Genomic DNA, 25024 nt, shown 5'->3' on the forward strand with positions numbered 1-25024 from the left:
GTGTTGACTTCTCCACCTTTACAACTGTCTTATACTATACGACCCATCGATAAGAAAAGTTTCGTTTTAATTCAATTATAACAAAAGATTTTTATGCAATGTGGCAACAGGCAATTTTTTGTCAAATTTTCTTTAAACTAGTGTCTCTCCGAATAAAGATCCCATTAATGCAACAGCCACATTTGCTGTTGTATTCTTCTCATCTAAAATTGGGTTTACTTCTACAAACTCTGCTGATGTTAGCATCCCTGATTCTTGTAACATTTCCATTGCTAAATGACTTTCTCGATACGTAATTCCTCCAGGAACGGGTGTACCAACTCCTGGCGTGTAAAGCGGATCTAAGCCATCTAAATCAAGTGATAGATGTAATCCATCAACATTACGTTCTTTCAAGTAAGCAAGTGCATCTTCCATGACACGCGTCATACCAAGTCGATCAATCTCGTGCATTGTATATACTTTAATCCCTTGTTGACGAATTAACTCACGCTCACCAGGATCTACTGAACGAGCTCCGATAATAATAACGTTCTCTGGTTTAATTTTCGGTGCATAATTACGAATTTGCACTAATCGCTCATGACCTAGTCCAATACTAACTGCTAATGGCATCCCATGGATGTTGCCAGATGGTGTTGTTTCAGGTGTATTTAAATCTGCATGAGCATCATACCAAATAACGCCAAGATTTTTATAATGCTCACCTAATCCAGCTAGTGTGCCAATAGCAATACTATGGTCTCCGCCAAATACAAGTGGGAACTTATTTTGTTCTATTACTTCATGCACGCTATTAGCTAAAGCCGTGCTAACATCTACAACTTCCTCTAAATTCAGTAATTTCTCATCGACAGGTGCGTCTGCAAGTTTTTGACTGACACGAATATCCCCTTGGTCTTGTACTTCATGTCCAATAGCCTCCAAACGTTCCACAACGCCTGCATAGCGAATTGCACTTGGCCCCATATCTACACCACGACGTGTTTGTCCATAATCTGTTGGTACTCCAATAATAGAAATATTAAGTTTATTCATGTTTTTATACCCCCTAAAAGTTATAATATTATTGTAAAGCCTAGATACCACTTGGCTCAACTAGACAAAAAATTGCATATTTATTCAATTTTTGATAACATAAAAAAATCTCCTACTGTTTTCAGTAAGAGATTAGTTATCTATAGTTATTATAACACTTTTGAATATACTTTATTCTAAAAAAGTGAGCCATGAAGGACTCGAACCTTCGACCCTCTGATTAAAAGTCAGATGCTCTACCAACTGAGCTAATGGCTCGTAAAAAAGAAAAATGGCTGGGGTACTAGGATTCGAACCTAGGCATGACGGAATCAAAATCCGTTGCCTTACCGCTTGGCTATACCCCAATCATTTATAAAACTGGTGGAGGGGGACGGATTCGAACCGCCGAACCCTAAGGAGCGGATTTACAGTCCGCCGCGTTTAGCCACTTCGCTACCCCTCCGAAATAACACAATAATGGTGGAGGATGACGGGCTCGAACCGCCGACCCTCTGCTTGTAAGGCAGATGCTCTCCCAGCTGAGCTAATCCTCCATAGAAACAGGTGTTATATCACAGTTTATTTTTCTTTATAAAGCCTATGTTTTAAATGGTGACCCCTACGGGATTCGAACCCGTGTTACCGCCGTGAAAGGGCGGTGTCTTAACCACTTGACCAAGGGGCCAGTATCACGTCTCAAACAAGACAAGATTTATAATAACATCATTTCTTAATAGTTGCAATACTTTTTTATAACTTTTTTTATGTATAACAGCTTCTTAAAAATGGGCAAAAAAATGGCTCCGAAGGCAGGACTCGAACCTGCGACAACCTGATTAACAGTCAGGTGCTACTACCAACTGAGCTACTTCGGAACGATACTATTCACTTCGGGTTTAAACAACCTCTTAAGTACATTTATTATTATAGCAAGCATTATAAATTATGCAACATATTTTATGAAAATTTTTATATTTTTTGTCGAAGTAGGTTTAAAAATTAATCCAAAAGCATAATAGTTCTCTATTAAATCTAATATTTCTATTTTGCGTGCTAAATATTCTTGCTGTATATTATTGCAATTGTTAAAATAAAAATAGTTTTAAGAATTTTCTATCAAATTTCCTGGGGGAGGAATATTCGGATGGTAACAAATGATTTAATTGCACCTGAATTTTATAATATCACAGAGGAATTAGAAAAGTTTTCACAAGATAGTGATCGCCAAGCAATACGCTGGTTAAATACGCAACAAGAGAGACGAACAGTTTCCTATGTAGAGCTTGTCCAAAAAATGAATCAATACGCAAATGCTTTTACAGAGACAGGACTTCGAAAGGGAGATCGCGTTCTAGTTATTATTCCTCGCCTACCAGAAGCCTATTTTGTTTTTCTTGGCTGTTTAAAGGCTGGCATCGTGCCTATTTCATGTTCAGAAATGCTACGTGCAAGTGACTTAGAATATCGCATGGAGCACTCTTCTGCTAGTGCAGTTATTGCCTATGAAGCATTTACAGGTGAGGTTGACCAAATTTCTTCTACTGTAGACACATTAAAGAACAAATTAGTTATTGGTACTGCAAAAGGCGATTGGGCTTCTTTAGATGTACTGGCAAGCACACAGCCAACTACATTTACAGCAGTAGCTACTAAACGTGATGACATGGCGTTCCTTTCCTATACATCTGGGACAACTGGGAAACCTAAAGGTGTAGTACATTCACATGGCTGGGGATATGCGCATATTCGAACAGCTGCTTCAAAATGGCTCTGCGTACGTGAAGGCGACTTAGTATGGGCTACAGCAGCTCCTGGCTGGCAAAAATGGATTTGGAGCCCTTTCTTATCTACAATCATGCTCGGTGCTACTGCATTTGTTTATCATGGTGGATTCGATGCAAAAACGTACCTTCAGCTCATACAAGATGAAAAAATAAATGTCCTTTGCTGCACACCAACTGAATATCGTATTATGGCGAAAATTGATAATTTGCAAGACTATAATCTTTCATCCCTCCGTAGTGCAGTCTCTGCTGGTGAACCGTTAAATCGCCCAGTCATTGAAACATTTATGAATCGTTTCAGGCTAAAAGTACGTGATGGCTATGGACAGACAGAGAATACATTATTAATTGGTACACTCGAAAACACTGAATTACGCCCTGGATCCATGGGTGTTCCAACTCCAGGTAATATTGTACGTATTATCGACAATGAAGGAAATGAAGCACCTGTAGGAGAGGTTGGCGATATTGCCATCCACAAATCCTCACCAGCTCTATTTAAGGAGTATTACAAAGAGCCAGAACGAACGCAAGCTGCATTTCGCGGTGATTGGTATATTACGGGCGATCAAGCTAAATGTGATGAAGATGGGTATTTCTGGTTTGAAGGTCGTGGAGATGACATTATTATATCTTCTGGTTATACGATTGGTCCATTCGAAGTTGAAGATGCATTAAACAAACATGAAGCTGTACAAGAATGTGCAGTTGTTGCTGCACCAGATGAAATTAGAGGCCATATTGTGAAGGCCTTTGTTATCTTACGAGAGAGCTTCAAAGAGCGAGATGAAGTCGAGTTAACAAAGGAGTTACAAGAGCATGTAAAGGCGTTAACAGCACCGTATAAATACCCTCGTAGTATTGTTTTTATTGATGAGTTACCAAAAACAACATCCGGAAAAATTCGCCGCATTGAACTACGAGCTGCCACTGTTCAAACACATTAAATATCAAAAAAGAAGGCATTCCACTTAAGGCATGCCTTCTTTTTTATATTTTTATAAATCATCTCAATTTATTAGTTAGCTTAAGTAAAAAAAGCCACTACTGAGTGTATCAGCAGCGACTTTTTGCGCCTAGCGACGTCCTACTCTCACAGGGGGAAGCCCCCAACTACCATCGGCGCTAAAGAGCTTAACTTCCGTGTTCGGTATGGGAACGGGTGTGACCTCTTTGCCATCATCACTAGACTATGGTCGACCTTCAATACACGGCGTATTACTGCGTCAGCTGCTCTCGTTCAATCAGTCACGTACAGAAGTACGCTCCTTCAATCACTCGTTTGCTTCCTTGTTCTACTTGTGTCTTGAAGCTCTTTTTTTATTGAAAGTTTTGTTCTTTCAAAACTGGATAAACGGTTCATTGAATGGTTCAAACGTTTTGGTTAAGTCCTCGATCGATTAGTATTCGTCAGCTCCATGTGTCACCACACTTCCACCTCGAACCTATCTACCTCATCGTCTTTGAGGGATCTTACTTACTTGCGTAATGGGAAATCTCATCTTGAGGGGGGCTTCATGCTTAGATGCTTTCAGCACTTATCCCGTCCACACATAGCTACCCAGCGATGCCTTTGGCAAGACAACTGGTACACCAGCGGTGTGTCCATCCCGGTCCTCTCGTACTAAGGACAGCTCCTCTCAAATTTCCTACGCCCACGACGGATAGGGACCGAACTGTCTCACGACGTTCTGAACCCAGCTCGCGTACCGCTTTAATGGGCGAACAGCCCAACCCTTGGGACCGACTACAGCCCCAGGATGCGATGAGCCGACATCGAGGTGCCAAACCTCCCCGTCGATGTGGACTCTTGGGGGAGATAAGCCTGTTATCCCCGGGGTAGCTTTTATCCGTTGAGCGATGGCCCTTCCATGCGGAACCACCGGATCACTAAGCCCGTCTTTCGACCCTGCTCGACTTGTAGGTCTCGCAGTCAAGCTCCCTTGTGCCTTTACACTCTACGAATGATTTCCAACCATTCTGAGGGAACCTTTGGGCGCCTCCGTTACCTTTTAGGAGGCGACCGCCCCAGTCAAACTGTCCGCCTGACACTGTCTCCTGCCCCGCTAAGGGGCATGGGTTAGAATTTCAATACAACCAGGGTAGTATCCCACCGACGCCTCCTTCGAAGCTGGCGCTCCGAGATCTCTGGCTCCTACCTATCCTGTACAAGTTGTACCAAAATTCAATATCAGGCTACAGTAAAGCTCCACGGGGTCTTTCCGTCCTGTCGCGGGTAACCTGCATCTTCACAGGTACTATAATTTCACCGAGTCTCTCGTTGAGACAGTGCCCAGATCGTTACGCCTTTCGTGCGGGTCGGAACTTACCCGACAAGGAATTTCGCTACCTTAGGACCGTTATAGTTACGGCCGCCGTTTACTGGGGCTTCAATTCGCAGCTTCGCTTGCGCTAACCACTCCTCTTAACCTTCCAGCACCGGGCAGGCGTCAGCCCCTATACGTCACCTTACGGTTTTGCAGAGACCTGTGTTTTTGCTAAACAGTCGCCTGGGCCTATTCACTGCGGCTCTCATGCGCTTGCACGCTCAAGAGCACCCCTTCTCCCGAAGTTACGGGGTCATTTTGCCGAGTTCCTTAACGAGAGTTCTCTCGCACACCTTAGGATTCTCTCCTCGACTACCTGTGTCGGTTTGCGGTACGGGCACCTCTCACCTCGATAGAGGCTTTTCTTGGCAGTGTGAAATCAGGAACTTCGTCCATACGGACTCGCCATCACAGCTCAACGTTACAGTGTGCGGATTTGCCTACACACACGCCTTACTGCTTGGACGCGCATAACCAACAGCGCGCTTACCCTATCCTACTGCGTCCCCCCATTTCTCAAACGGTGAGGAGGTGGTACAGGAATATCAACCTGTTGTCCATCGCCTACGCCTATCGGCCTCGGCTTAGGTCCCGACTAACCCTGAGCGGACGAGCCTTCCTCAGGAAACCTTAGTCATACGGTGGACGGGATTCTCACCCGTCTTTCGCTACTCATACCGGCATTCTCACTTCTAAGCGCTCCACCAGTCCTTCCGGTCTGACTTCAACGCACTTAGAACGCTCTCCTACCACTGACATCGTAGATGTCAATCCACAGCTTCGGTGAATCGTTTAGCCCCGATACATTTTCGGCGCAGCGTCACTCGACCAGTGAGCTATTACGCACTCTTTAAATGATGGCTGCTTCTAAGCCAACATCCTGGTTGTCTGTGCAACGCCACATCCTTTTCCACTTAACGATTACTTTGGGACCTTAGCTGGTGGTCTGGGCTGTTTCCCTTTTGACTACGGATCTTATCACTCGCAGTCTGACTCCCGTGTATAAATATCTGGCATTCGGAGTTTGTCTGAATTCGGTAAACCGGGATGGCCCCCTAGTCCAAACAGTGCTCTACCTCCAGTATTCTCATCACGAGGCTAGCCCTAAAGCTATTTCGGAGAGAACCAGCTATCTCCAAGTTCGATTGGAATTTCTCCGCTACCCACACCTCATCCCCGCACTTTTCAACGTGCGTGGGTTCGGGCCTCCAGTAAGTGTTACCTTACCTTCACCCTGGACATGGGTAGATCACCTGGTTTCGGGTCTACGACCACGTACTATTTCGCCCTATTCAGACTCGCTTTCGCTGCGGCTCCGCCTTCTAAAGCTTAACCTCGCACGTAATCGTAACTCGCCGGTTCATTCTACAAAAGGCACGCTATCACCCATTAACGGGCTCTAACTACTTGTAGGCACACGGTTTCAGGATCTCTTTCACTCCCCTTCCGGGGTGCTTTTCACCTTTCCCTCACGGTACTGGTTCACTATCGGTCACTAGGTAGTATTTAGCCTTGGGAGATGGTCCTCCCGGATTCCGACGGAATTTCACGTGTTCCGCCGTACTCAGGATCCACTCAGGAGAGAACGAACTTTCGACTACAGGGCTTTTACCTGCTCTGGCGGACCTTTCCAAGTCGCTTCATCTAACTCGCTCTTTTGTAACTCCGTATTGAGTGTCCTACAACCCCAAGAGGCAAGCCTCTTGGTTTGGGCTCTTCCCGTTTCGCTCGCCGCTACTCAGGGAATCGATTTTTCTTTCTCTTCCTCCAGGTACTTAGATGTTTCAGTTCCCTGGGTCTGCCTTCAAGACGCTATGTATTCACGTCAAGATACTACGCGATTAAACGTAGTGGGTTCCCCCATTCGGAAATCTCCGGATCAAAGCTCACTTACAGCTCCCCGAAGCATATCGGTGTTAGTGCCGTCCTTCTTCGGCTCCTAGTGCCAAGGCATTCGCCGTGCGCCCTTAATAACTTAACCTAACGGCTTTCAATAAAAATATCGGAAACCTCTTAATGTTATTAAGCCTATAAAAAACTTAAAAAAAATAAATGTGTTTGTTACAATTTCAATGTCGTTTTATCCAGTTTTCAAAGAACAAAGCTACTGCCTGCTTCTACATCTCGCAGCTTTGCGACGAAAGCGTAGCGACAGGAGCACATAATTAGAAGTAACTCATTCAGAAGAATGAACCTTCAAAACTGAACGCAAAACGTAATCTTACAAACCCTAGGTTTGTATTCCGAAAATATCCTTAGAAAGGAGGTGATCCAGCCGCACCTTCCGATACGGCTACCTTGTTACGACTTCACCCCAATCATCTATCCCACCTTCGGCGGCTGGCTCCAAAAGGTTACCTCACCGACTTCGGGTGTTACAAACTCTCGTGGTGTGACGGGCGGTGTGTACAAGGCCCGGGAACGTATTCACCGCGGCATGCTGATCCGCGATTACTAGCGATTCCGGCTTCATGTAGGCGAGTTGCAGCCTACAATCCGAACTGAGAACGACTTTATCGGATTAGCTCCCTCTCGCGAGTTGGCAACCGTTTGTATCGTCCATTGTAGCACGTGTGTAGCCCAGGTCATAAGGGGCATGATGATTTGACGTCATCCCCACCTTCCTCCGGTTTGTCACCGGCAGTCACCTTAGAGTGCCCAACTAAATGATGGCAACTAAGATCAAGGGTTGCGCTCGTTGCGGGACTTAACCCAACATCTCACGACACGAGCTGACGACAACCATGCACCACCTGTCACCGTTGCCCCCGAAGGGGAAACTATATCTCTACAGTGGTCAACGGGATGTCAAGACCTGGTAAGGTTCTTCGCGTTGCTTCGAATTAAACCACATGCTCCACCGCTTGTGCGGGCCCCCGTCAATTCCTTTGAGTTTCAGTCTTGCGACCGTACTCCCCAGGCGGAGTGCTTAATGCGTTAGCTGCAGCACTAAGGGGCGGAAACCCCCTAACACTTAGCACTCATCGTTTACGGCGTGGACTACCAGGGTATCTAATCCTGTTTGCTCCCCACGCTTTCGCGCCTCAGTGTCAGTTACAGACCAGATAGTCGCCTTCGCCACTGGTGTTCCTCCAAATCTCTACGCATTTCACCGCTACACTTGGAATTCCACTATCCTCTTCTGCACTCAAGTCTCCCAGTTTCCAATGACCCTCCACGGTTGAGCCGTGGGCTTTCACATCAGACTTAAGAAACCACCTGCGCGCGCTTTACGCCCAATAATTCCGGACAACGCTTGCCACCTACGTATTACCGCGGCTGCTGGCACGTAGTTAGCCGTGGCTTTCTAATAAGGTACCGTCAAGGTACAGCCAGTTACTACTGTACTTGTTCTTCCCTTACAACAGAGTTTTACGAACCGAAATCCTTCTTCACTCACGCGGCGTTGCTCCATCAGGCTTTCGCCCATTGTGGAAGATTCCCTACTGCTGCCTCCCGTAGGAGTCTGGGCCGTGTCTCAGTCCCAGTGTGGCCGATCACCCTCTCAGGTCGGCTACGCATCGTCGCCTTGGTGAGCCGTTACCTCACCAACTAGCTAATGCGCCGCGGGCCCATCCTATAGCGACAGCCGAAACCGTCTTTCAGTGTTTCACCATGAGGTGAAACAGATTATTCGGTATTAGCCCCGGTTTCCCGGAGTTATCCCAAACTATAAGGTAGGTTGCCCACGTGTTACTCACCCGTCCGCCGCTAACGTCGAAGGAGCAAGCTCCTTCTCTGTTCGCTCGACTTGCATGTATTAGGCACGCCGCCAGCGTTCGTCCTGAGCCAGGATCAAACTCTCCATAAAAGAAATTTGAATAGCTCAAATTGTTTTGCTGGCATCATTTTGATGTCCAAAATTTTGTTTTGTTCACTAACCAAGGTTAGTTACTAAAAACTTTATTGATTACGTTTTGCTTGTTCAGTTTTCAAGGTTCATGTTTTTTTATTTCACTGTCACCTCTTGGCGACTTATACATAATAACATCGATTATTCATGAAAGTCAACACTAAATCATAAGTTTTTTTAAAGAGATTCATTTTTTATTTAAAATCTTAGAAATGAGGTTATTATTATGGTCCGCAAAACGTTGATTTCACTGCTTTTAATCGTAATCCTTTTTGCTTTTCTAAAGCCTATAAACTCAACGATGATTTCTGTATTTAATATTGCGAATGCACCAGTAGTGGTCACGAAAGGACATTATGGCACATCTCTTATTGTAGAGATTTCTTTCTCTGATGACTCTCTATTAGAATGGCTTCAAACGGTGAAAGAGCCTTATCCTCTTCTGCTTTTAGATACCGACTGGATTAAACGTTCACCCCAACATTTGAAAATTATACAACAACGAAAATTGCCTACAGGACTACTTGGTCCAGATGATTCAATAGAAGAACCCGTTGACATTACGCTCATCCAAAAAGATATTAATACCTATGAAAAGTATTTAAAGGAAAAACCTTTATGGTTTGCTACCCGAAATCATCAATATTCGCAGGATTTACAGAAATCTTTATTCCAACAACAAATGAATTTACTGTCGCCTTCTCTTATTTGGCAGGGTGAGAAAACGCCTAAATTACAAAAAGGTGATTTTGTATTTTTTCCACTCCATCAAAATAATCAAATATCCTTTAAAGAGCTTAACGCTCTAATACAACAACATAAGTTTATGTCAATTGAAGAAAATATATTTGGTTATAAAGTTCAAACTAAAAAAGCCCCATAAAAAAATTGCCTCCACTAAAGTGGGGCAATTTTTTCTTATGCATTTTTAGCCTGTTCACGACGAGCTTTGCGGCGTGCTTCTAATTTTTGACGATCTTCATCGGATTTTGCATTATATTTAGGCAATACTAATAGTTGATACGCATTAACAGCCAATAATGGGAATAATAAAAGCGCAACATATTCATTAATATTTTCATCACGACCCATTAATGCAATTGTCCATTCCAGCGTTGTAATGACAATCATAAAGAATAGAGCCGAAATCATTACATGCTTTTTCCCCGTTAATTTTACTTTTTGAACAGCTGTTGCTATTGCACCAAATATTAGAACAATTAATAATCCAACATAGAACAACCAGCTTTGTCCATCCTTCACACCAGGAATAAAGCGGAAGAATATAATATCGAAAATCGTTATGGCAATTAATAATAGCTGTACCCAATTCCATAATGTCAGTGTTCTAAAAATATTAACACCTACTTGATGAAGTGTTAAATAAGCAAAAAAACCAGCTTGTGCTATAACACTCATGGTAAACCCTAAGAAAACCATCCATAAAAGTCCAGCGAAAAATTCGCCCCATTGACCATTTGCTATGTATGGTTGGAAAAATTCCCAGCGAATAAATAAACTAAAAACTCCGTTGACTGCACCACCAACGAGCATTGCAAAGAAGAAAAACTTTGCCCAATTTCGTATCGTCACAACTAAAAGTCCCCCAATTTCTCAATATATCTGTCCTTATTTTATCAATGCCTTGTTAAAAAAGCTATTTCTCATCCTAACCAATACATAAAGTCCCGAGAAATGTGAACAATAATTGAAAGAGTCTATCTAGAGAAAGGACTGATTGTCGATGCGAAAATTCACCTTATTATTGATTCTAATGCTTTTTCTTTCTGCCTGTTCACAAGATAAAACCTCTACCATGTCCTATGATGAAATAAAAAAAATCATGATTGACTCTTTGCAAACAGAGGATGGTAAAAAGGCATTGCGACAGCTTTTGGAGGAGCCAAGTTTCCGTGAGCTTTTGATTTTAGAGCATGATGAAGTGAAAAAGGCTACTGAGGAAACATTACTTTCCAAGGAAGCAGAAGACTTTTGGAAGAAAACCTTTGAAGATCCAAAATTTAAAGAAACTGTTGCAAAAAGCATGCAAAAACAGCAACAGGATATTATGAAGGACTTAATAAAAGATCCGACTTTCCAAAAGGATATGGAGGCCTTTTTTGGGCAACCCGATATGCAAAAGCAGCTAGAGACCATCCTAAAATCATCCAATATGCGCAAGCAAATGGAGCAAGTGGTAAAGGAAACGATCGAAAGCCCTTTAATGCAATCTAAATGGCAGGAACTTATTAAAAAGAGTGGCGAAACAGGTTCATCAGGAAGTGGCGATAAGAAAGAAGCTAGTGGTGAAAGTGATGGCGGATCGGATAAGGAGCAAAAAAGTACTGAGTAACCATAGCAATTTAAAAACGGATTTCCCCATAAAAGGTGGAAATCCGTTTTTTATTTATTTACTTAATTTATCAATGATTTTCGTCGCGATGTCTAAATAAATTTGTCCTGTCGTATGTTTCTCAGCATAAACAGACGGAGCAAAATCTTCTTCTGTCCAATCGGGTTGACCAAGCGGGATCTGCCCAAGCAGCTCTGTACGTAATTCATCAGCTAGCTTAGGTCCGCCTCCTTGTCCAAAGACAAATTCTCGATCACCTGATTTAGATTCAAACCAAGCCATATTTTCGATAACACCTAAAATTTCATGGTCTGTTTGAAGAGCCATTGCTCCTGCACGAGCTGCAACAAATGCTGCTGTCGGATGCGGTGTTGTGACAACAATTTCTTTTGATGATGGTAGCATTTGATGGATATCTAATGCTACGTCACCTGTGCCTGGAGGTAAATCTAATAGTAGATAGTCTAGCTCTCCCCATTCAACATCACGGAAAAACTGATCTAATACTTTACCTAGCATTGGACCACGCCATACAATCGGTGCGTTGTTTTCCACAAAGAAGCCCATTGAAATCATTTTTACACCCAAGCGATCTACGGGGAAAATACGATTGTCAACTACTTTAGGCATATCCGTCACACCCATCATATCGGGCACACTAAAGCCATAAATATCGGCGTCGATTAATCCGACCTTCTTTCCTAGACGAGCTAAAGCAACAGCTAAGTTAACTGATACTGTAGATTTACCTACTCCCCCTTTACCAGAAGCAATTGAAATCACTTGTACTGTGCTTAGTGGAGATAAAATATCTTGTGCTTCTGACTCTGTTGCAGTGCCACGGAAGCTTTGTAATTTTTCTGTTGATAGTTCTTCAAAACGAATGCCAACCGTATTAGCACCCGCTTCTTTCAACACCTCAACAACCTTCATTTGTAGCTGTAGCTGTTCAGGTGTATTTAATTTAGCGATCGCAATTTTTACACTAACATGATTTTTTTCTTCTTTTATTGCTACGTTTGTAATACCATCTGTTTCTGCAAGCGATTTATGTAAAAATGGATCTTGTAGTTGTCCTAGTATTTCTCGTACTTGTTGTTCAGTAATCACGACGAACACTCCCCTTATATTGTCTCAATGTTAGTATATCATACTGATATGGTTTACGTTGTAGATGTTGCTCTACTCAATCTTAGCTAATAAATACTCTTCTATACCTTCAACTATGGCATCTGCCATTTTTTCCTGGTAGTTCTTATCGATTAATAATGCTCGTTCTTCATCATTACTGATAAAACCAGTCTCTACTAATGCTGCAGGGACTTCTACTTTCTTCAGTAAATAAATTTGCTTAATAGACAAAGCTTCTCGGTCTGTATTTTTTAGATTAGTGCGAATGGATTGTTGAATACTCTTGGCAAGAATTTCGCCATCGGCATGTCCTTCCTTATGATAAAACACCTGTGCACCACGCCATTTTGTTTCGGGTATAGCATTTGCATGAATTGTAATAAATACATCAGGCTTTTCTTTTTCAACGATATCCTTTCTTAAGAAAATATCCTGCTTTTTCCGCTCTCTTAAAGTTCCATATTTTTCCGACGGCGCATGCTCATCAATCACATCCCCATTTTTTGTTCGCGTCATTACGACTGTTGCGCCTTTTTTCTTTAATTTCTTCTCCACATGCTGAGCAATTGCAAGTGTAATTTCCTTTTCAATTACTTCGCCCTTTGAAGCTCCTCCGTCCTCACCACCATGCCCTGCATCAATGACAATTTTGATGCCACCAAGTGGGTCTGGTAAGAAGAAGTTACGGTCCGAAGCATTTGTTTCATATGCCACGACCACTATACTCATAAGCATAATTACTCCTAGTGCAAGCCAGCGCTTCACCCATATCCACCACCCTTTTACATTTAGTGTACGAAATTAGTAGATGAACTATGCCAGAAAGTAAAAAAAACTCCCAAGTAATAAACTTAAGAGTTTTGATTTTCTTCTATAATAAGGGAGGAAGTATCATTTTATTGCATTGTAAATACAGGATTTAATCCACCTTCATAAGGTTCATGCTCAACAAATACAGTTATATTATTACCGTCTTTGTCTTTACCTGTACGTTTATACGTGAATTTCTTCTCATTGATTTCAGTAATTTCAAGGGCAACGCCATACTTATTATCACCGATTGAAACATGAGCTCTTATTTTATTGCCATGAATGACATTAAAATAACCATAGTCGCCACGACTCTCACCTGTTTCAGGGTTGAAGAACTCATATTTATTTGTATTTGCGTCATATTTTGCAATGCTGATAAAATTTGAATTAAACTCTGTTAAATCATTACCTGCTTCATCTAATACAACAGTTCCGTGCCATAATGTATCAGCTAAAATCTTATCTCCGTCAACGTCTGTAACAATATTACCTGTTGAAACATTCAGCGTTTTATTTGAATCGGTAAATGCCAGTTCATTTTCTTTATATGGAATATGCTCAACGAACACTTCTACCTCATTGCCAGCAGCATCTTTGCCCATTCTTTTATAAGTAAAGATACTATCGTTTAGCTCTGTAATTTCTACAATAGCTTGATAATCCTTGGATTCAGAAATTAAAATTCTTTGTGTCCCATCATTTGTGATAAAGAACGTCCCTTTATCATCACGGCTTTCACCAGTAGCAACGTCAAAGAATTCATAATGACCTGCCTCAGCATCATATTTTGCTAAGCCAATAAAGTTAGAATTCTCCGCAGTTAAATCATTGTTGTCTTTATCATATACTTTGGTGCCTTGCCAATTCGTACTACTTAATATATTGGCCATTTCTTCACCCTTCGTTAATTGCTCCTTTGTTTGATCCTTCGTTGTAGCAGCACTTTCTGTTTTTATTTCCTCACTATTCGCATTGTTGCCTTTCTCAGGCTCCTTATCTTGACATGCTGCAAGTAGTGCCATTGCCGCAACTGATACTATCAATAATTTTTTCATACCTACTTACCTCCATCGCTACATTCTATTTTTGAGTTACGCCAAACCCCTAATGACAAATTTCAAGAAAATGAATGGTTTGTAGTACCTTCAAGAACTATATTAAAGTGGAATGTTAAACTCCCTCTAAATAATTTCTTAAAAAAACATAAACTTATGCGAAAATATTTTTAATATATCTTAAATCTGTGCGGAAATAGTAATGATTATGTAAAAAGGGACAGCTACATACTGGTTCACACTAGTCATTGGCAGTGTTACATCGCATCTAGAATTTGCAATCATCCGCTTTATAAGAAATAAGAGTAAGCAACCTTTAATCTAATGACTAAATAACAAAAAAGACTCTTTCCACAAAAGTAGAAAGAGTCTTTGTATAGAACGCTGATATTAACGTTTTGAGAACTGAGGTGCACGACGAGCGCCGCGTAGACCTGGTTTTTTACGTTCTTTCATGCGTGAATCACGAGTAAGTAATCCAGCTGATTTTAATGCAGCACGGAAATCTGGGTCTACTTGAAGTAGAGCACGAGCGATACCGTGACGAACAGCACCAGCTTGACCAGTGTATCCACCACCGTTAACGTTTACGTGGATATCATAGCTTCCTGTAGTTTCAGTAGCTACTAATGGTTGTTTAATTACTTCGCGTAATGCAGCGAATGGTACGTATTCTTCGATTTCACGTTTATTGATAACAATTTTACCTGTACCTGGTACTAAACGTACGCGAGCTACAGAGCTTTTACGGCGACCAGTGCCGATGTATTGAACTTGTGCCAAAGTAATATCCTCCTCTTAATTTATATTATCCGCGAAGCTCGTATGCTTCTGGTTTTTGTGCAGCATGTGGATGCTCTGTTCCAGTATAAACGTTAAGTTTAGTGAACATTTTGCGACCTAAAGAGTTTTTAGGAAGCATTCCTTTAACTGCTAATTCGATCATTCTTGTTGGGTACTTATCTAGCATTTCACCAGCAGTACGCGTTTTTAAACCACCTGCAAATTGAGTATGGTGACGGTAAAGTTTACCCTCTAATTTGTTACCAGTTAAATGGATTTTGTCAGCGTTGATGATGATTACGTGATCACCTGTGTCAACGTTTGGTGTGAATGTTGGTTTATGTTTACCACGTAAGATTGCAGCTACTTCAGAAGCTAAACGTCCAAGAGTTTGGCCTTCTGCATCAACTACTAACCATTTACGGTCTACTTCGTGACCTTTAGCCATGAATGTTGTACGCATGTATATATCCTCCTAATCGATTCGATTACCGTTATTTTTCATTAGACTACACTATAAGTTTCGGGGCTTATTTGTGGTGGTAATGAAAATACCATCTGTTATCATATAATGAATGACTTTTAAAGTCAAGCAATTTCATTAAACGCCTGGTAAAGTTGTTCAGAATTCTAAAACGTCACTAATAGAACACTTTTTCTAAGTATAACCCTTGTGGTGGCGCGGTTTTTCCTGCTTTATCGCGATCTTCAGAGGCAACTACAAGTGCCACATTGTCAATCGTGCGGCGACCTACGCCAACCTCCCAAAGTGTACCTGCAATAATACGCACCATATTATATAAGAAACCATTGCCTTCAATCACCATATGAAGTTCTTCTCCATGCCATTCAAATTGCAGTGTCGTGACAGTACGTACTTTATCCTTCACACTTGTATTCGCTGCACAAAAGCATGAAAAGTCATGTGTACCAACGATAGCCTTAGCTGCCTCTTGCATCGCCTCTACATTAGGTTTGATGCCACTTGTCTCGACTGTGTAATATCTGCGAAATGGGCTTTGGATAGGCTCACAAGACCAAATATAGCGATAGCGCTTCCCTGTCACACTATAGCGTGCATGAAAGTCATGTGCCACTTCCTCTACCGATAGTACGCGAATATCTCTTGGTAGTTGCACATTCAAAGCCTTGCTATACTTGTCAACTGGAATGGCAAGAGGTGTATCGAAATGCAATGTTTGTCCTGTAGCATGAACTCTTGCATCTGTACGTCCACTTGCAGTTACCTTAATCTTTTCTCCTTTATGCATAATGGACAGTACACGCTCAAGCTCAGCCTGTACTGTGCGCTCTCCAGGCTGTACTTGATAGCCAGAAAAAAGCGTTCCATCATAGCTTATAATTACTTTTAATCGTCGCATCAAGCCTACTCCTTTTAACTTCTATAAAAGAATAGCAATACGCCTATTGCTACTAGTAACACAAGTGCAAATGTGTCACCCATATCCCATTTTAGCCTACGGTACCTTGTACGACCTTCACCACCACGATAGCCTCTTACTTCCATCGCAGTTGCTAGATCCTCAGCTCTTTTAAATGCACTGACAAAAAGTGGTACTAACAATGGCACTACTGCCTTTATACGATCTTTTATTGGTCCAGAGGATAAATCTGAGCCTCGGGCCATTTGTGCCTTCATAATCTTATCTGTTTCATCCATTAAAGTTGGTATGAAACGTAAGGAAATGGACATCATCAAAGCCAATTCATGAACTGGTACTTTTATTGCTTTTAATGGATTTAAAAGAACCTCAATACCATCTGTAATGGAGATCGGTGATGTCGTTAACGTTAAGATAGATGTCATAAATACTAATACTAGAAAACGTACTGAAATAAATATTCCTCGCCTAATTCCTTCATCGTATATCGTGATAAACTTTGACTCGAAAACAGGGACGCCTTCCTTCGTCATAAATATATGAAGAAGAAATGTGAAAGCCATTAAAAAGAGAACCGGTTTGAGACCATTAATTAAAAAATACAGACGAATACGTGATACTAATACAATCAAGAGCGTAAATGCTAGTAGCATAGCATAGGTCACTGTATTGTTGGCCAAAAACACAATAATAATAAAGGCAAACACAAAGATTAGTTTTGATCGTGGATCTAGTTTATGCACAGGTGAGTCACCTGGTAGGAAGCGTCCAAAGATCATTTTTTCCATCATGGCTCTGCACGCTCCTCTCTAAGCGTTTGAGCAATTTCAGCAGCGAGTTCCTCTTCCGTCAAGCAAACCTTTGACAAGGACCGACCCATCATGTGCTCAATCTTCTGTTGAAAGCGGACAATACGTGGTGGCTCTAAGCGGAAACTCTTTAATGTTTCACCATCTTTAAAAATAGTTTGTGGTGGTCCACTTAAGACATTTTTTCCTTCATGCATGATTACAATATTATCTGCATATCGAGCCGCATCCTCCATACTATGTGTGACAAGAATCGTTGTAAGACGACGATCTTGATGGAGTTGATAAAACATATCCATGATCTCTTTTTGACCTCGTGGATCAAGTCCAGCTGTTGGTTCATCCAACACTATTACCTCTGGATCCATCGCCAAAACACCCGCAATTGCCACTCGGCGCATTTGACCACCCGATAAATCAAACGGAGACTTCTCAAGCACGTTGTTCGGTAATCCAACTAAGCTAACAAGTTCTCTTGCACGCGCTTCAGCCTCCTTCTCTGATACACCAAAGTTCATTGGCCCAAACATAATATCCTTTAACACTGTTTCTTCAAATAGTTGATGCTCAGGGAATTGAAAGACAATACCGACCTTTTGTCTTACCGCTTTTAAATCCTTTGCTTTTTTCCCAGCTACAATCAGGCGATCACCTATATGTACTTCTCCTGAAGTAGGTCTTAGAAGTGCATTAAAATGCTGAAGTATGGTTGATTTCCCAGAACCCGTATGACCTATAATTGCCTGATAAGTATGGGATGGAATGTCAAAGTCTACATCGAATAATGCCCGTTTTTCAAAAGGTGTCCCCTGTGCATAGGCATAGCTTATTTGTTGAAGTTTGATGTCCATAAATCATTCACCAACTCTTCTTCTGTCATATGTTGTCCCATTAATGGAACACCTTCCTTTTGCAATAGCTTTGATAACTTCAAGGCAAATGGTAAATCTAGTCCAAACTCAACTAGCTTGTCCCCAAGTGCAAAGATTTCAGCAGGTGTACCTTCTGCAAACTTCTTGCCATCATTCATAAAAAGAACTCGATCTGCTAACATGGCTTCTTCTAAATCATGTGTTATGGATATTACTGTTAATCCCGTTTCTGCACGTAATGTTTGGACAGTTTGTAACACCTCTGCACGGCCCTGAGGATCCAACATCGATGTAGCCTCATCTAAAATGAGAAGCTTTGGCTTTAGTGCAAGTGCACCAGCAATGGCAACGCGTTGTTTCTGTCCTCCAGATAAGTGATGTGGCTCATGATCTAAAAACGTGTCCATTTTTACTTGCTCTAGTGCCGCGTGTACACGTTTCACCATTTCTTCAAAAGGCACACCATTGTTTTCTAAGGCAAATGCAACATCATCCTGTACAGTGGCACCTACAAACTGATTATCAGGGTTTTGAAAAACCATACCCATTAAGGAGCGAGATTCCCAAAGGTTTTCTTCACTTAAGGGTTCTCGTAATATTCGCACATCCCCCTGCTGAGGGAATAACAAGCCGTTCATCAGCTTGGCAATAGTGGATTTACCTGAACCATTATGTCCAACTATGGCAATCCATTCGCCTTCTTCAACAGCGAAACTAACATGTTCTACAGCATTACGACTGTCTTGAATTTCTGGTGTATATGAAAAAGTCACATTATTTAAAGATAAAATTTCAGGCATTTCTAGAACTCCTCTCTACATGCTCAGCTCTACTAACTAACTTACACTTTTTTATGTATGAATTCTACTACAATCCGTATGTCGATAAAAGAAAAATACTACTATAACAACTCAATTTGATGGTGCACTTTTGAGCGTCTAAAGAAAACCCATATATTAAAAAAAGCACCACAAATTGGCGCTATCCCACATAATAAAAAAGCGCGCACCTCATTCGATAGAAATGCGCTTGTCGTTACATTTACAAGAAATACGGGTGCTCAAGCCCTTATTTCTCCTGAATGAGGTGCGGAGAGCTAAACGAGACGCCACACCCTAAAGTGCCCGCTCATCATAACGCTCAGCTTAATTATTTGTCGTATAAATCATTTATAAAGAAAGAGGGTGGTGATTCCCACCCTCTTCACCACAAGTCTTCTCTTATGATTAAACTAGTTCAATCACAACAACAGGTGCACCGTCACCACGACGAGGACCTACTTTAAGAATACGAGTGTAACCACCTTGACGCTCTGCATAACGTGGTGCAACATCATCAAATAACTTTTGAAGTGCAAATGATGTTGTTTCGTTACCTTCAGCATCAGTCGTTGTTACTAGTTCGCGACGGATGAATGCAGCAGCTTGACGGCGTGCGTGTAAATCTCCGCGTTTACCTAAAGTAATCATTTTTTCAACAGCTTTACGTACTTCTTTAGCGCGAGCCTCAGTAGTTTCGATACGCTCGTTGATGATTAAATCAGTAGCTAAGTCACGTAACATCGCTTTACGTTGAGAACTTGTACGACCAAGTTTTCTGTAACCCATGGATGTTTCCCTCCTTTATAGAAAAAATCTGATCTTATTAGTGTTGTTTAAATCGCTTAGTCTTCTTTGCGTAATCCTAAACCAAGCTCTTCTAACTTCGCTTTTACTTCTTCTAGTGACTTACGTCCAAGGTTACGAACTTTCATCATATCGTCTTCTGATTTATTCGCAAGTTCTAGTACTGTATTAATACCAGCGCGTTTTAAACAGTTATAAGAACGAACAGAAAGATCAAGTTCTTCGATAGTCATCTCTAAAACTTTTTCTTTTTGATCTTCTTCTTTTTCGACCATGATTTCAGCAGTCTGTGCCTCATCCGTCATGCCAACGAAGATGTTAAGATGCTCGGTTAAAATTTTTGCTCCGAGCGAAATCGCCTCTTTCGGACCGATGCTACCATCTGTCCACACATCAAGAGAAAGTTTGTCGTAGTCAGAAGACTGACCTACACGAGTATTTTCCACTTGGAAATTGACGCGTGATACTGGAGTGTAAATAGAGTCGATCGGGATCACGCCGATAGGAAGATCCTCACGTTTGTTTTGATCAGCAGGAGTGTAACCACGGCCGCGTTGTGCATACATACGCATACGTAAATGACCGTTTTTAGCGATTGTTGCAATATATAGATCTGGGTTTAAAATTTCTACGTCACTGTCATGTGTAATGTCAGCAGCCGTAACTGTACCATCGCCTTTTACATCAATCTCAATAACTTTTTCTTCGTCAGAGTAGATTTTAAGAGCTAGTTTTTTCACGTTCAAAATGATTGAAGCTACATCTTCTACTACGCCTTCTACAGTCGAGAATTCGTGAAGAACACCATCAATTTGAATTGAAGTGACAGCAGCTCCTGGTAATGAAGACAGAAGGATACGACGTAAAGAATTACCCAAAGTGTTTCCATATCCGCGTTCAAGCGGTTCTACAACAAACTTTCCATATTTGGAATCTTCGCTGATCTCCACCGTTTCAATCTTTGGTTTTTCAATTTCGATCATTTTATTTACCCTCCTTCAAAACATCGAATGTATAGGTTCTTTCCATCATAGATTCGATCGTCAATGACGTATCGTTTATTATCTGCACAAGACAGTCTGTACAAAAAATGATGTTCTCATACAATATGAGACGCACCCATTACACGCGACGACGTTTTGGCGGACGGCAACCATTATGAGGAACTGGAGTAACGTCTTTAATAGCAGTTACTTCTAAACCAGCAGCTTGAAGTGCACGAATAGCAGCTTCACGACCAGCACCAGGACCTTTAACAGTTACTTCCAACGTTTTCAGACCATGTTCAAGGGATGTTTTAGCAGCAGTTTCTGCAGCCATTTGAGCAGCGAATGGTGTAGATTTACGTGAACCACGGAAACCAAGAGCACCAGCACTTGACCAAGATACAGCGTTACCTTGCATATCTGTAATCGTTACAATTGTATTGTTAAATGTAGAACGAATGTGTGCAATACCAGATTCGATATTCTTTTTCACACGACGTTTACGAGTTTGTTGTTTACGAGCCATGTTAAGAAGGAACCTCCTTTACCAATTATTTTTTCTTGTTCGCAACAGTTTTACGAGGACCTTTACGCGTACGCGCATTGTTCTTCGTATTTTGACCACGAACAGGTAAGCCACGACGGTGACGGATACCACGGAATGAACCGATTTCCATCAGACGTTTAATATTTAATGAAGTTTCGCGACGTAAGTCACCTTCAAGTTTGTATGAATCTAATTGTTCACGGATTTTGTTTAACTCATCTTCAGTTAAGTCGCGTACGCGTGTATCTTCTGAAATACCTGCATCAGCTAGTACTTTCTGAGCTGTAGTTTTACCAATACCGAAAATGTACGTTAATGAAATTACCACGCGTTTGTCGCGAGGAATATCAACACCAGCAATACGTGCCATGTACGTTGTGCACCTCCTTTAGAATTAACCTTGTTTTTGTTTATGTTTAGGATTTTCACAGATTACCATTACTTTACCGCGTCGGCGAATTACTTTACATTTTTCGCAGATCGGTTTCACAGATGGTCTCACTTTCATCTAACCTAACCTCCTTAGTAGTCCGGAGCGCAAAAGATTATTTAAAACGGTATGTGATACGACCGCGAGTTAAATCATAAGGAGATAACTCGATAGTAACCTTATCTCCAGGTAGAATACGGATAAAGTGCATACGAATCTTACCAGATACGTGTGCTAGAATCACATGTCCATTTTCTAATTCTACCTTAAACATCGCGTTTGGCAAAGTCTCAACAACTGTCCCTTCGACTTCAATTACATCATCTTTCGCCATCTACTCTGTCTCCTCTCTATATGCAAATTAAAGTTCTCATCGTTACATCAAACGGATATCTGCTGCAACTTTAGAAGCAACCTCGTTTCAACATATGTTTGGATTGTATGAGAGATGTTTGAAAGACGCTCGTCTGGTTTCGCTTCACACAATCCACGGAATTTACAGAACCAATAAGGGCACTGAACCTCCCATGTTTACACGAATACCGGAATGTCTTTGATGAGATATTCATACCCGTTACACAGATGCTTCCACGAAACCCATTATACTCCTCCAAAAGGTATGTTGCACTCTTTAGAAGAAATATATACCGGGCACAATATGCTTTTGCAACTCTCAAAAAAATTATGTTTCGTTGTTGCTCCCGCATGCCTCCCGCGGAAGCAGTACTCTGCGCCCGGAGCCGGGTATCAGCTGCGGCTGCCCTGTAATAGAGCATCAAGATCAGCAAACACTTTGTTAATATCTTGCTGTCCATCAATGTTAGTTAACACACCTTTAGCTTGATAGAAATCAAGTAGAGGTTGTGCTTGATTCATATTTACTTCCAGACGGTTTGCAACCGTTTCAGGATTATCATCTGCACGTGTATAAAGCTCGCCGCCATCTTTATCACATTTTCCTTCCACCGTAGGAGGATTGAAAATTAAATGATATGATGTACCACAAGTTTTACAAATACGTCGACCTGAAAGACGAGCAATTAACTCATCCTTTTCAACTTGAATGTTTAATGTATGCTCAATCGCTTTACCTAGATCAGCAAGAATGCTATCCAATGCTTCAGCTTGAGGAACAGTACGTGGGAATCCATCTAATAAGAAGCCCTTTTCACAATCAGGTTTAGCCAGTCGCTCACGAACAATACCAATCGTTACTTCATCAGGTACTAGTGCACCTTGATCCATAAACGATTTCGCTTGTAAGCCTAGTTCAGTACCTTCTTTAATTGCAGCACGGAACATATCGCCTGTAGAAATATGAGGAATCGCGTACTTCTCAACAATTTTATCTGCCTGAGTACCTTTACCAGCACCTGGCAGACCCATTAAAACGATATTCATTAGGAAATATTCCTCCCACAAAAGGTTTGCTGATTTAAGGAAACGATGGAACGTTCCCTAAAAACCAACATTATTTCATAAAGCCTTTGTAGTGACGTTTAACAAGTTGAGATTCTAGCTGCTTCATCGTTTCCAGCGCTACACCGACTACGATAATAATACTAGTACCACCGATCTGCACTGAGGCAGGTAAATTCATAAAATTAATGAATAAAATCGGCATTACAGCAATAACAGTTAAGAATATCGCACCAACAAAAGTTAGACGATATAACACGCTTGTTAAATACGTTTGAGTGTTTTCACCAGGACGAATACCTGGAATGTAAGCACCTTGTTTTTTCAAGTTGTCTGCCACATTTTCTGGATTCACTTGAACGAATGCATAGAAATATGTGAACGCGACGATCAAAATAATATAAATTGTCATACCGATAGGCTGCGTATACTGCAGATTTTTCGTAATCCAATTTGTAACACTATTTTCACCAAAGAACACAGCAAGCGTTTGAGGTGTTACAAGAAACGCTACTGAAAAGATTACCGGAATAACCCCTGCAGCATTTACTTTTAACGGTAGATGCGTTTGTTGACCACCAGTTTGCTGACTACGTCCAGTAACTCGTTTCGCATATTGAATTGGAATTTTACGAAGTGCTTGTTGCACGTATATAACCCCAACTACAACTGCTAATAAAATTAATACAAGCAATGCAAGGACAATGATGTTGATAAATAATTTATCTCCAGCACCCTCGATTTGCTGTGCAAAAATTTGGTTGATCCCTGTAGGCAATGCTGCAACGATACCTGCGAAAATGACAACAGAAATACCATTACCAACACCGTGAGCAGTAATTTGCTCAGCAAGCCATACTAGGAATGCTGTTCCCGCTGTCAATACTATAGCAATTGTAACATAAGTTAGAACGCCCTCTTCTTTAATCAAAGATCCACCATACATTCTATTAAAACCGAATGACATTGCGAATGATTGGATAAAAGCAAGAATAATAGTAAAGTAGCGAGTAAATTGTGCAAGTTTACGTCTTCCGACTTCACCTTGCTTTGCCCACTCAGCAAATTTCGGTACTACGTCCATTTGCAATAACTGAACAATGATTGAGGCTGTGATGTAAGGCATAATTCCCATCGCGAAGATGGAGAAGTTCTTTAAAGCACCACCGCCAAAAGTATTCAGGAAACCAACGAGGTTAAACTCATCAGTTGCCTTTAATACATCAGCGTCAACGTTTGGTACTGGAATGAAAGTTCCAATACGAAAAACGATTAACATTAAAAGTGTGAAAATGATTTTATTTCTTATATCTCGAACACGCATAAAGTTAGAGATTGTCTGAAACATTAAATCACCTCAGTAGTTCCGCCGGCATTCTCGATTGCTTCTTTCGCTGAAGCTGAGAATTTATGAGCTTTAACAGTAAGCTTTTTATTAAGAGCTCCGTTGCCAAGAACTTTAATTCCAGCTTTCTCGTTGCTCACTATACCAGTTTCAAGTAATAATGCAGCAGTAACTTCTGCACCGTCTTCGAAACGGTTTAAAGCATCAAGGTTAACAATCGCGTATTCTTTACGATTAATGTTCGTAAATCCACGTTTTGGTAAACGACGGAATAATGGGTTTTGACCGCCCTCAAATCCTGGGCGTACACCGCCACCAGAACGAGCGTTTTGACCTTTATGACCTTTACCTGCTGTTTTACCGTTACCAGAACCGATACCACGACCAACGCGATTGCGTTGCTTACGAGAACCTTCTGCTGGTTTTAACTCATGCAGTTTCATAGTGGGTGGCACCTCCTTGTTCAATT

23 protein-coding genes, 6 tRNA genes, 3 rRNA genes and 1 pseudogene are annotated in these 25024 nt (G+C 41.4%); 3 read left to right on the top strand and 30 right to left on the bottom strand.

Going from position 1 to position 25024, the window contains the following annotated elements:
• Window positions 1-132 precede the first annotated feature (132 nt).
• From rocF to MHI22_RS15115, 7 genes are all read right to left on the bottom strand, one after another.
• Entirely contained in the window at window positions 133-1038 is a 906-nt protein-coding gene (gene rocF, locus MHI22_RS15085) for an arginase (RefSeq protein ID WP_036128873.1), read from the bottom strand.
• Between the two features lie 185 nt (window positions 1039-1223).
• A tRNA-Lys gene (locus MHI22_RS15090) sits at window positions 1224-1296 on the bottom strand.
• 14 nt (window positions 1297-1310) lie between these two features.
• Window positions 1311-1385, bottom strand: a tRNA-Gln gene (locus MHI22_RS15095).
• A gap of 14 nt (window positions 1386-1399) precedes the next feature.
• A tRNA-Tyr gene (locus tag MHI22_RS15100) sits at window positions 1400-1483 on the bottom strand.
• Between the two features lie 15 nt (window positions 1484-1498).
• A tRNA-Val gene (locus MHI22_RS15105) sits at window positions 1499-1574 on the bottom strand.
• A gap of 56 nt (window positions 1575-1630) precedes the next feature.
• Window positions 1631-1705, bottom strand: a tRNA-Glu gene (locus tag MHI22_RS15110).
• Window positions 1706-1818: 113 nt separating this feature from the next.
• Window positions 1819-1895 (bottom strand) — tRNA-Asn (locus tag MHI22_RS15115).
• 269 nt (window positions 1896-2164) lie between these two features.
• On the opposite strand from MHI22_RS15115, the gene mbcS reads away from it, so the two are divergent.
• A complete protein-coding gene (gene mbcS, locus MHI22_RS15120) occupies window positions 2165-3751 on the top strand; it encodes an acyl-CoA synthetase MbcS (protein ID WP_036128909.1) in 1587 nt (528 codons plus the stop codon).
• Between the two features lie 127 nt (window positions 3752-3878).
• Here the strand turns inward: mbcS and rrf are convergent.
• The 3 genes from rrf to MHI22_RS15135 form a co-directional block, all read right to left on the bottom strand.
• Window positions 3879-3994 (bottom strand): 5S ribosomal RNA (gene rrf / locus MHI22_RS15125).
• A 190-nt stretch (window positions 3995-4184) separates the two neighbouring features.
• Window positions 4185-7112, bottom strand: a 23S ribosomal RNA gene (locus MHI22_RS15130).
• A gap of 278 nt (window positions 7113-7390) precedes the next feature.
• Window positions 7391-8942, bottom strand: a 16S ribosomal RNA gene (locus MHI22_RS15135).
• Together the 16S, 23S and 5S rRNA genes form the textbook arrangement of a ribosomal RNA operon.
• Before the next feature lie 268 nt (window positions 8943-9210).
• On the opposite strand from MHI22_RS15135, the gene MHI22_RS15140 reads away from it, so the two are divergent.
• Window positions 9211-9867 carry a hypothetical protein gene (locus tag MHI22_RS15140; RefSeq protein WP_340812357.1) on the top strand — a complete coding sequence of 219 codons (657 nt, stop codon included), beginning with the start codon at window positions 9211-9213 and terminating at the stop codon, window positions 9865-9867.
• A gap of 35 nt (window positions 9868-9902) precedes the next feature.
• Here the strand turns inward: MHI22_RS15140 and MHI22_RS15145 are convergent, their stop codons facing one another.
• The gene (locus MHI22_RS15145; protein WP_009374014.1) at window positions 9903-10577 is read right to left on the bottom strand and encodes a KinB-signaling pathway activation protein; all 675 of its coding nucleotides are present in this window, start codon (window positions 10575-10577) and stop codon (window positions 9903-9905) included.
• Window positions 10578-10728: 151 nt separating this feature from the next.
• On the opposite strand from MHI22_RS15145, the gene gerD reads away from it, so the two are divergent.
• A complete protein-coding gene (gene gerD / locus MHI22_RS15150) occupies window positions 10729-11337 on the top strand; it encodes a spore germination lipoprotein GerD (RefSeq protein WP_036129059.1) in 609 nt (202 codons plus the stop codon).
• A 54-nt stretch (window positions 11338-11391) separates the two neighbouring features.
• On the opposite strand, the gene MHI22_RS15155 is transcribed toward gerD, so the two are convergent.
• From MHI22_RS15155 to rplO, 19 genes and pseudogenes are all read right to left on the bottom strand, one after another.
• Window positions 11392-12447 (bottom strand): P-loop NTPase, encoded by a 1056-nt coding sequence (locus tag MHI22_RS15155; RefSeq protein ID WP_036129061.1) that lies wholly within the window; start codon window positions 12445-12447, stop codon window positions 11392-11394.
• Between the two features lie 72 nt (window positions 12448-12519).
• Window positions 12520-13233 carry an N-acetylmuramoyl-L-alanine amidase gene (locus tag MHI22_RS15160; protein WP_036129063.1) on the bottom strand — a complete coding sequence of 238 codons (714 nt, stop codon included), beginning with the start codon at window positions 13231-13233 and terminating at the stop codon, window positions 12520-12522.
• A 131-nt stretch (window positions 13234-13364) separates the two neighbouring features.
• Entirely contained in the window at window positions 13365-14303 is a 939-nt protein-coding gene (locus tag MHI22_RS15165) for a DUF4822 domain-containing protein (protein ID WP_445668855.1), read from the bottom strand.
• Between the two features lie 423 nt (window positions 14304-14726).
• The gene (rpsI, locus tag MHI22_RS15170) at window positions 14727-15119 is read right to left on the bottom strand and encodes a 30S ribosomal protein S9 (protein WP_004233744.1); all 393 of its coding nucleotides are present in this window, start codon (window positions 15117-15119) and stop codon (window positions 14727-14729) included.
• 25 nt (window positions 15120-15144) lie between these two features.
• Entirely contained in the window at window positions 15145-15582 is a 438-nt protein-coding gene (gene rplM / locus MHI22_RS15175; RefSeq protein WP_004233742.1) for a 50S ribosomal protein L13, read from the bottom strand.
• Between the two features lie 178 nt (window positions 15583-15760).
• Window positions 15761-16501, bottom strand: coding sequence for a tRNA pseudouridine(38-40) synthase TruA (gene truA, locus MHI22_RS15180; RefSeq protein WP_340812358.1), 741 nt, complete (start codon window positions 16499-16501; stop codon window positions 15761-15763).
• A 14-nt stretch (window positions 16502-16515) separates the two neighbouring features.
• Window positions 16516-17313 carry an energy-coupling factor transporter transmembrane component T family protein gene (locus MHI22_RS15185; RefSeq protein ID WP_036129069.1) on the bottom strand — a complete coding sequence of 266 codons (798 nt, stop codon included), beginning with the start codon at window positions 17311-17313 and terminating at the stop codon, window positions 16516-16518.
• Window positions 17310-18182, bottom strand: coding sequence for an energy-coupling factor ABC transporter ATP-binding protein (locus MHI22_RS15190; protein WP_058845117.1), 873 nt, complete (start codon window positions 18180-18182; stop codon window positions 17310-17312). Before MHI22_RS15190 ends, MHI22_RS15185 begins: the two co-directional genes overlap by 4 nt.
• Complete coding sequence (locus MHI22_RS15195) at window positions 18158-19003, bottom strand: energy-coupling factor ABC transporter ATP-binding protein (RefSeq protein WP_036129072.1); 846 nt, start codon at window positions 19001-19003, stop codon at window positions 18158-18160. Before MHI22_RS15195 ends, MHI22_RS15190 begins: the two co-directional genes overlap by 25 nt.
• A gap of 426 nt (window positions 19004-19429) precedes the next feature.
• Window positions 19430-19810 (bottom strand): 50S ribosomal protein L17, encoded by a 381-nt coding sequence (rplQ, locus tag MHI22_RS15200; RefSeq protein ID WP_012296051.1) that lies wholly within the window; start codon window positions 19808-19810, stop codon window positions 19430-19432.
• Window positions 19811-19866: 56 nt separating this feature from the next.
• Entirely contained in the window at window positions 19867-20811 is a 945-nt protein-coding gene (locus tag MHI22_RS15205) for a DNA-directed RNA polymerase subunit alpha (protein ID WP_004233733.1), read from the bottom strand.
• Between the two features lie 139 nt (window positions 20812-20950).
• Window positions 20951-21340, bottom strand: coding sequence for a 30S ribosomal protein S11 (gene rpsK, locus MHI22_RS15210; RefSeq protein ID WP_004233731.1), 390 nt, complete (start codon window positions 21338-21340; stop codon window positions 20951-20953).
• Between the two features lie 25 nt (window positions 21341-21365).
• Complete coding sequence (rpsM, locus tag MHI22_RS15215) at window positions 21366-21731, bottom strand: 30S ribosomal protein S13 (RefSeq protein WP_004233729.1); 366 nt, start codon at window positions 21729-21731, stop codon at window positions 21366-21368.
• A 24-nt stretch (window positions 21732-21755) separates the two neighbouring features.
• Complete coding sequence (gene rpmJ / locus MHI22_RS15220) at window positions 21756-21869, bottom strand: 50S ribosomal protein L36 (RefSeq protein ID WP_000868344.1); 114 nt, start codon at window positions 21867-21869, stop codon at window positions 21756-21758.
• 37 nt (window positions 21870-21906) lie between these two features.
• Complete coding sequence (gene infA, locus MHI22_RS15225; protein WP_004233690.1) at window positions 21907-22125, bottom strand: translation initiation factor IF-1; 219 nt, start codon at window positions 22123-22125, stop codon at window positions 21907-21909.
• A gap of 86 nt (window positions 22126-22211) precedes the next feature.
• Window positions 22212-22286: pseudogene (locus MHI22_RS15230) on the bottom strand (type I methionyl aminopeptidase); the annotation flags it as partial.
• Window positions 22287-22538: 252 nt separating this feature from the next.
• Window positions 22539-23192, bottom strand: coding sequence for an adenylate kinase (locus MHI22_RS15235; RefSeq protein ID WP_036129077.1), 654 nt, complete (start codon window positions 23190-23192; stop codon window positions 22539-22541).
• 70 nt (window positions 23193-23262) lie between these two features.
• Window positions 23263-24558: a preprotein translocase subunit SecY gene (secY, locus tag MHI22_RS15240; protein ID WP_036129079.1), complete on the bottom strand. Its 1296-nt coding sequence runs from the start codon at window positions 24556-24558 to the stop codon at window positions 23263-23265.
• Complete coding sequence (gene rplO, locus MHI22_RS15245) at window positions 24558-24998, bottom strand: 50S ribosomal protein L15 (protein ID WP_036129082.1); 441 nt, start codon at window positions 24996-24998, stop codon at window positions 24558-24560. Before rplO ends, secY begins: the two co-directional genes overlap by 1 nt.
• Between the last annotated feature and the right edge of the window lie 26 nt (window positions 24999-25024).

Source organism: Lysinibacillus sp. FSL L8-0312, assembly GCF_038003285.1.
Classification (GTDB): Bacteria; Bacillota; Bacilli; order Bacillales_A; family Planococcaceae; genus Lysinibacillus; species Lysinibacillus fusiformis_D.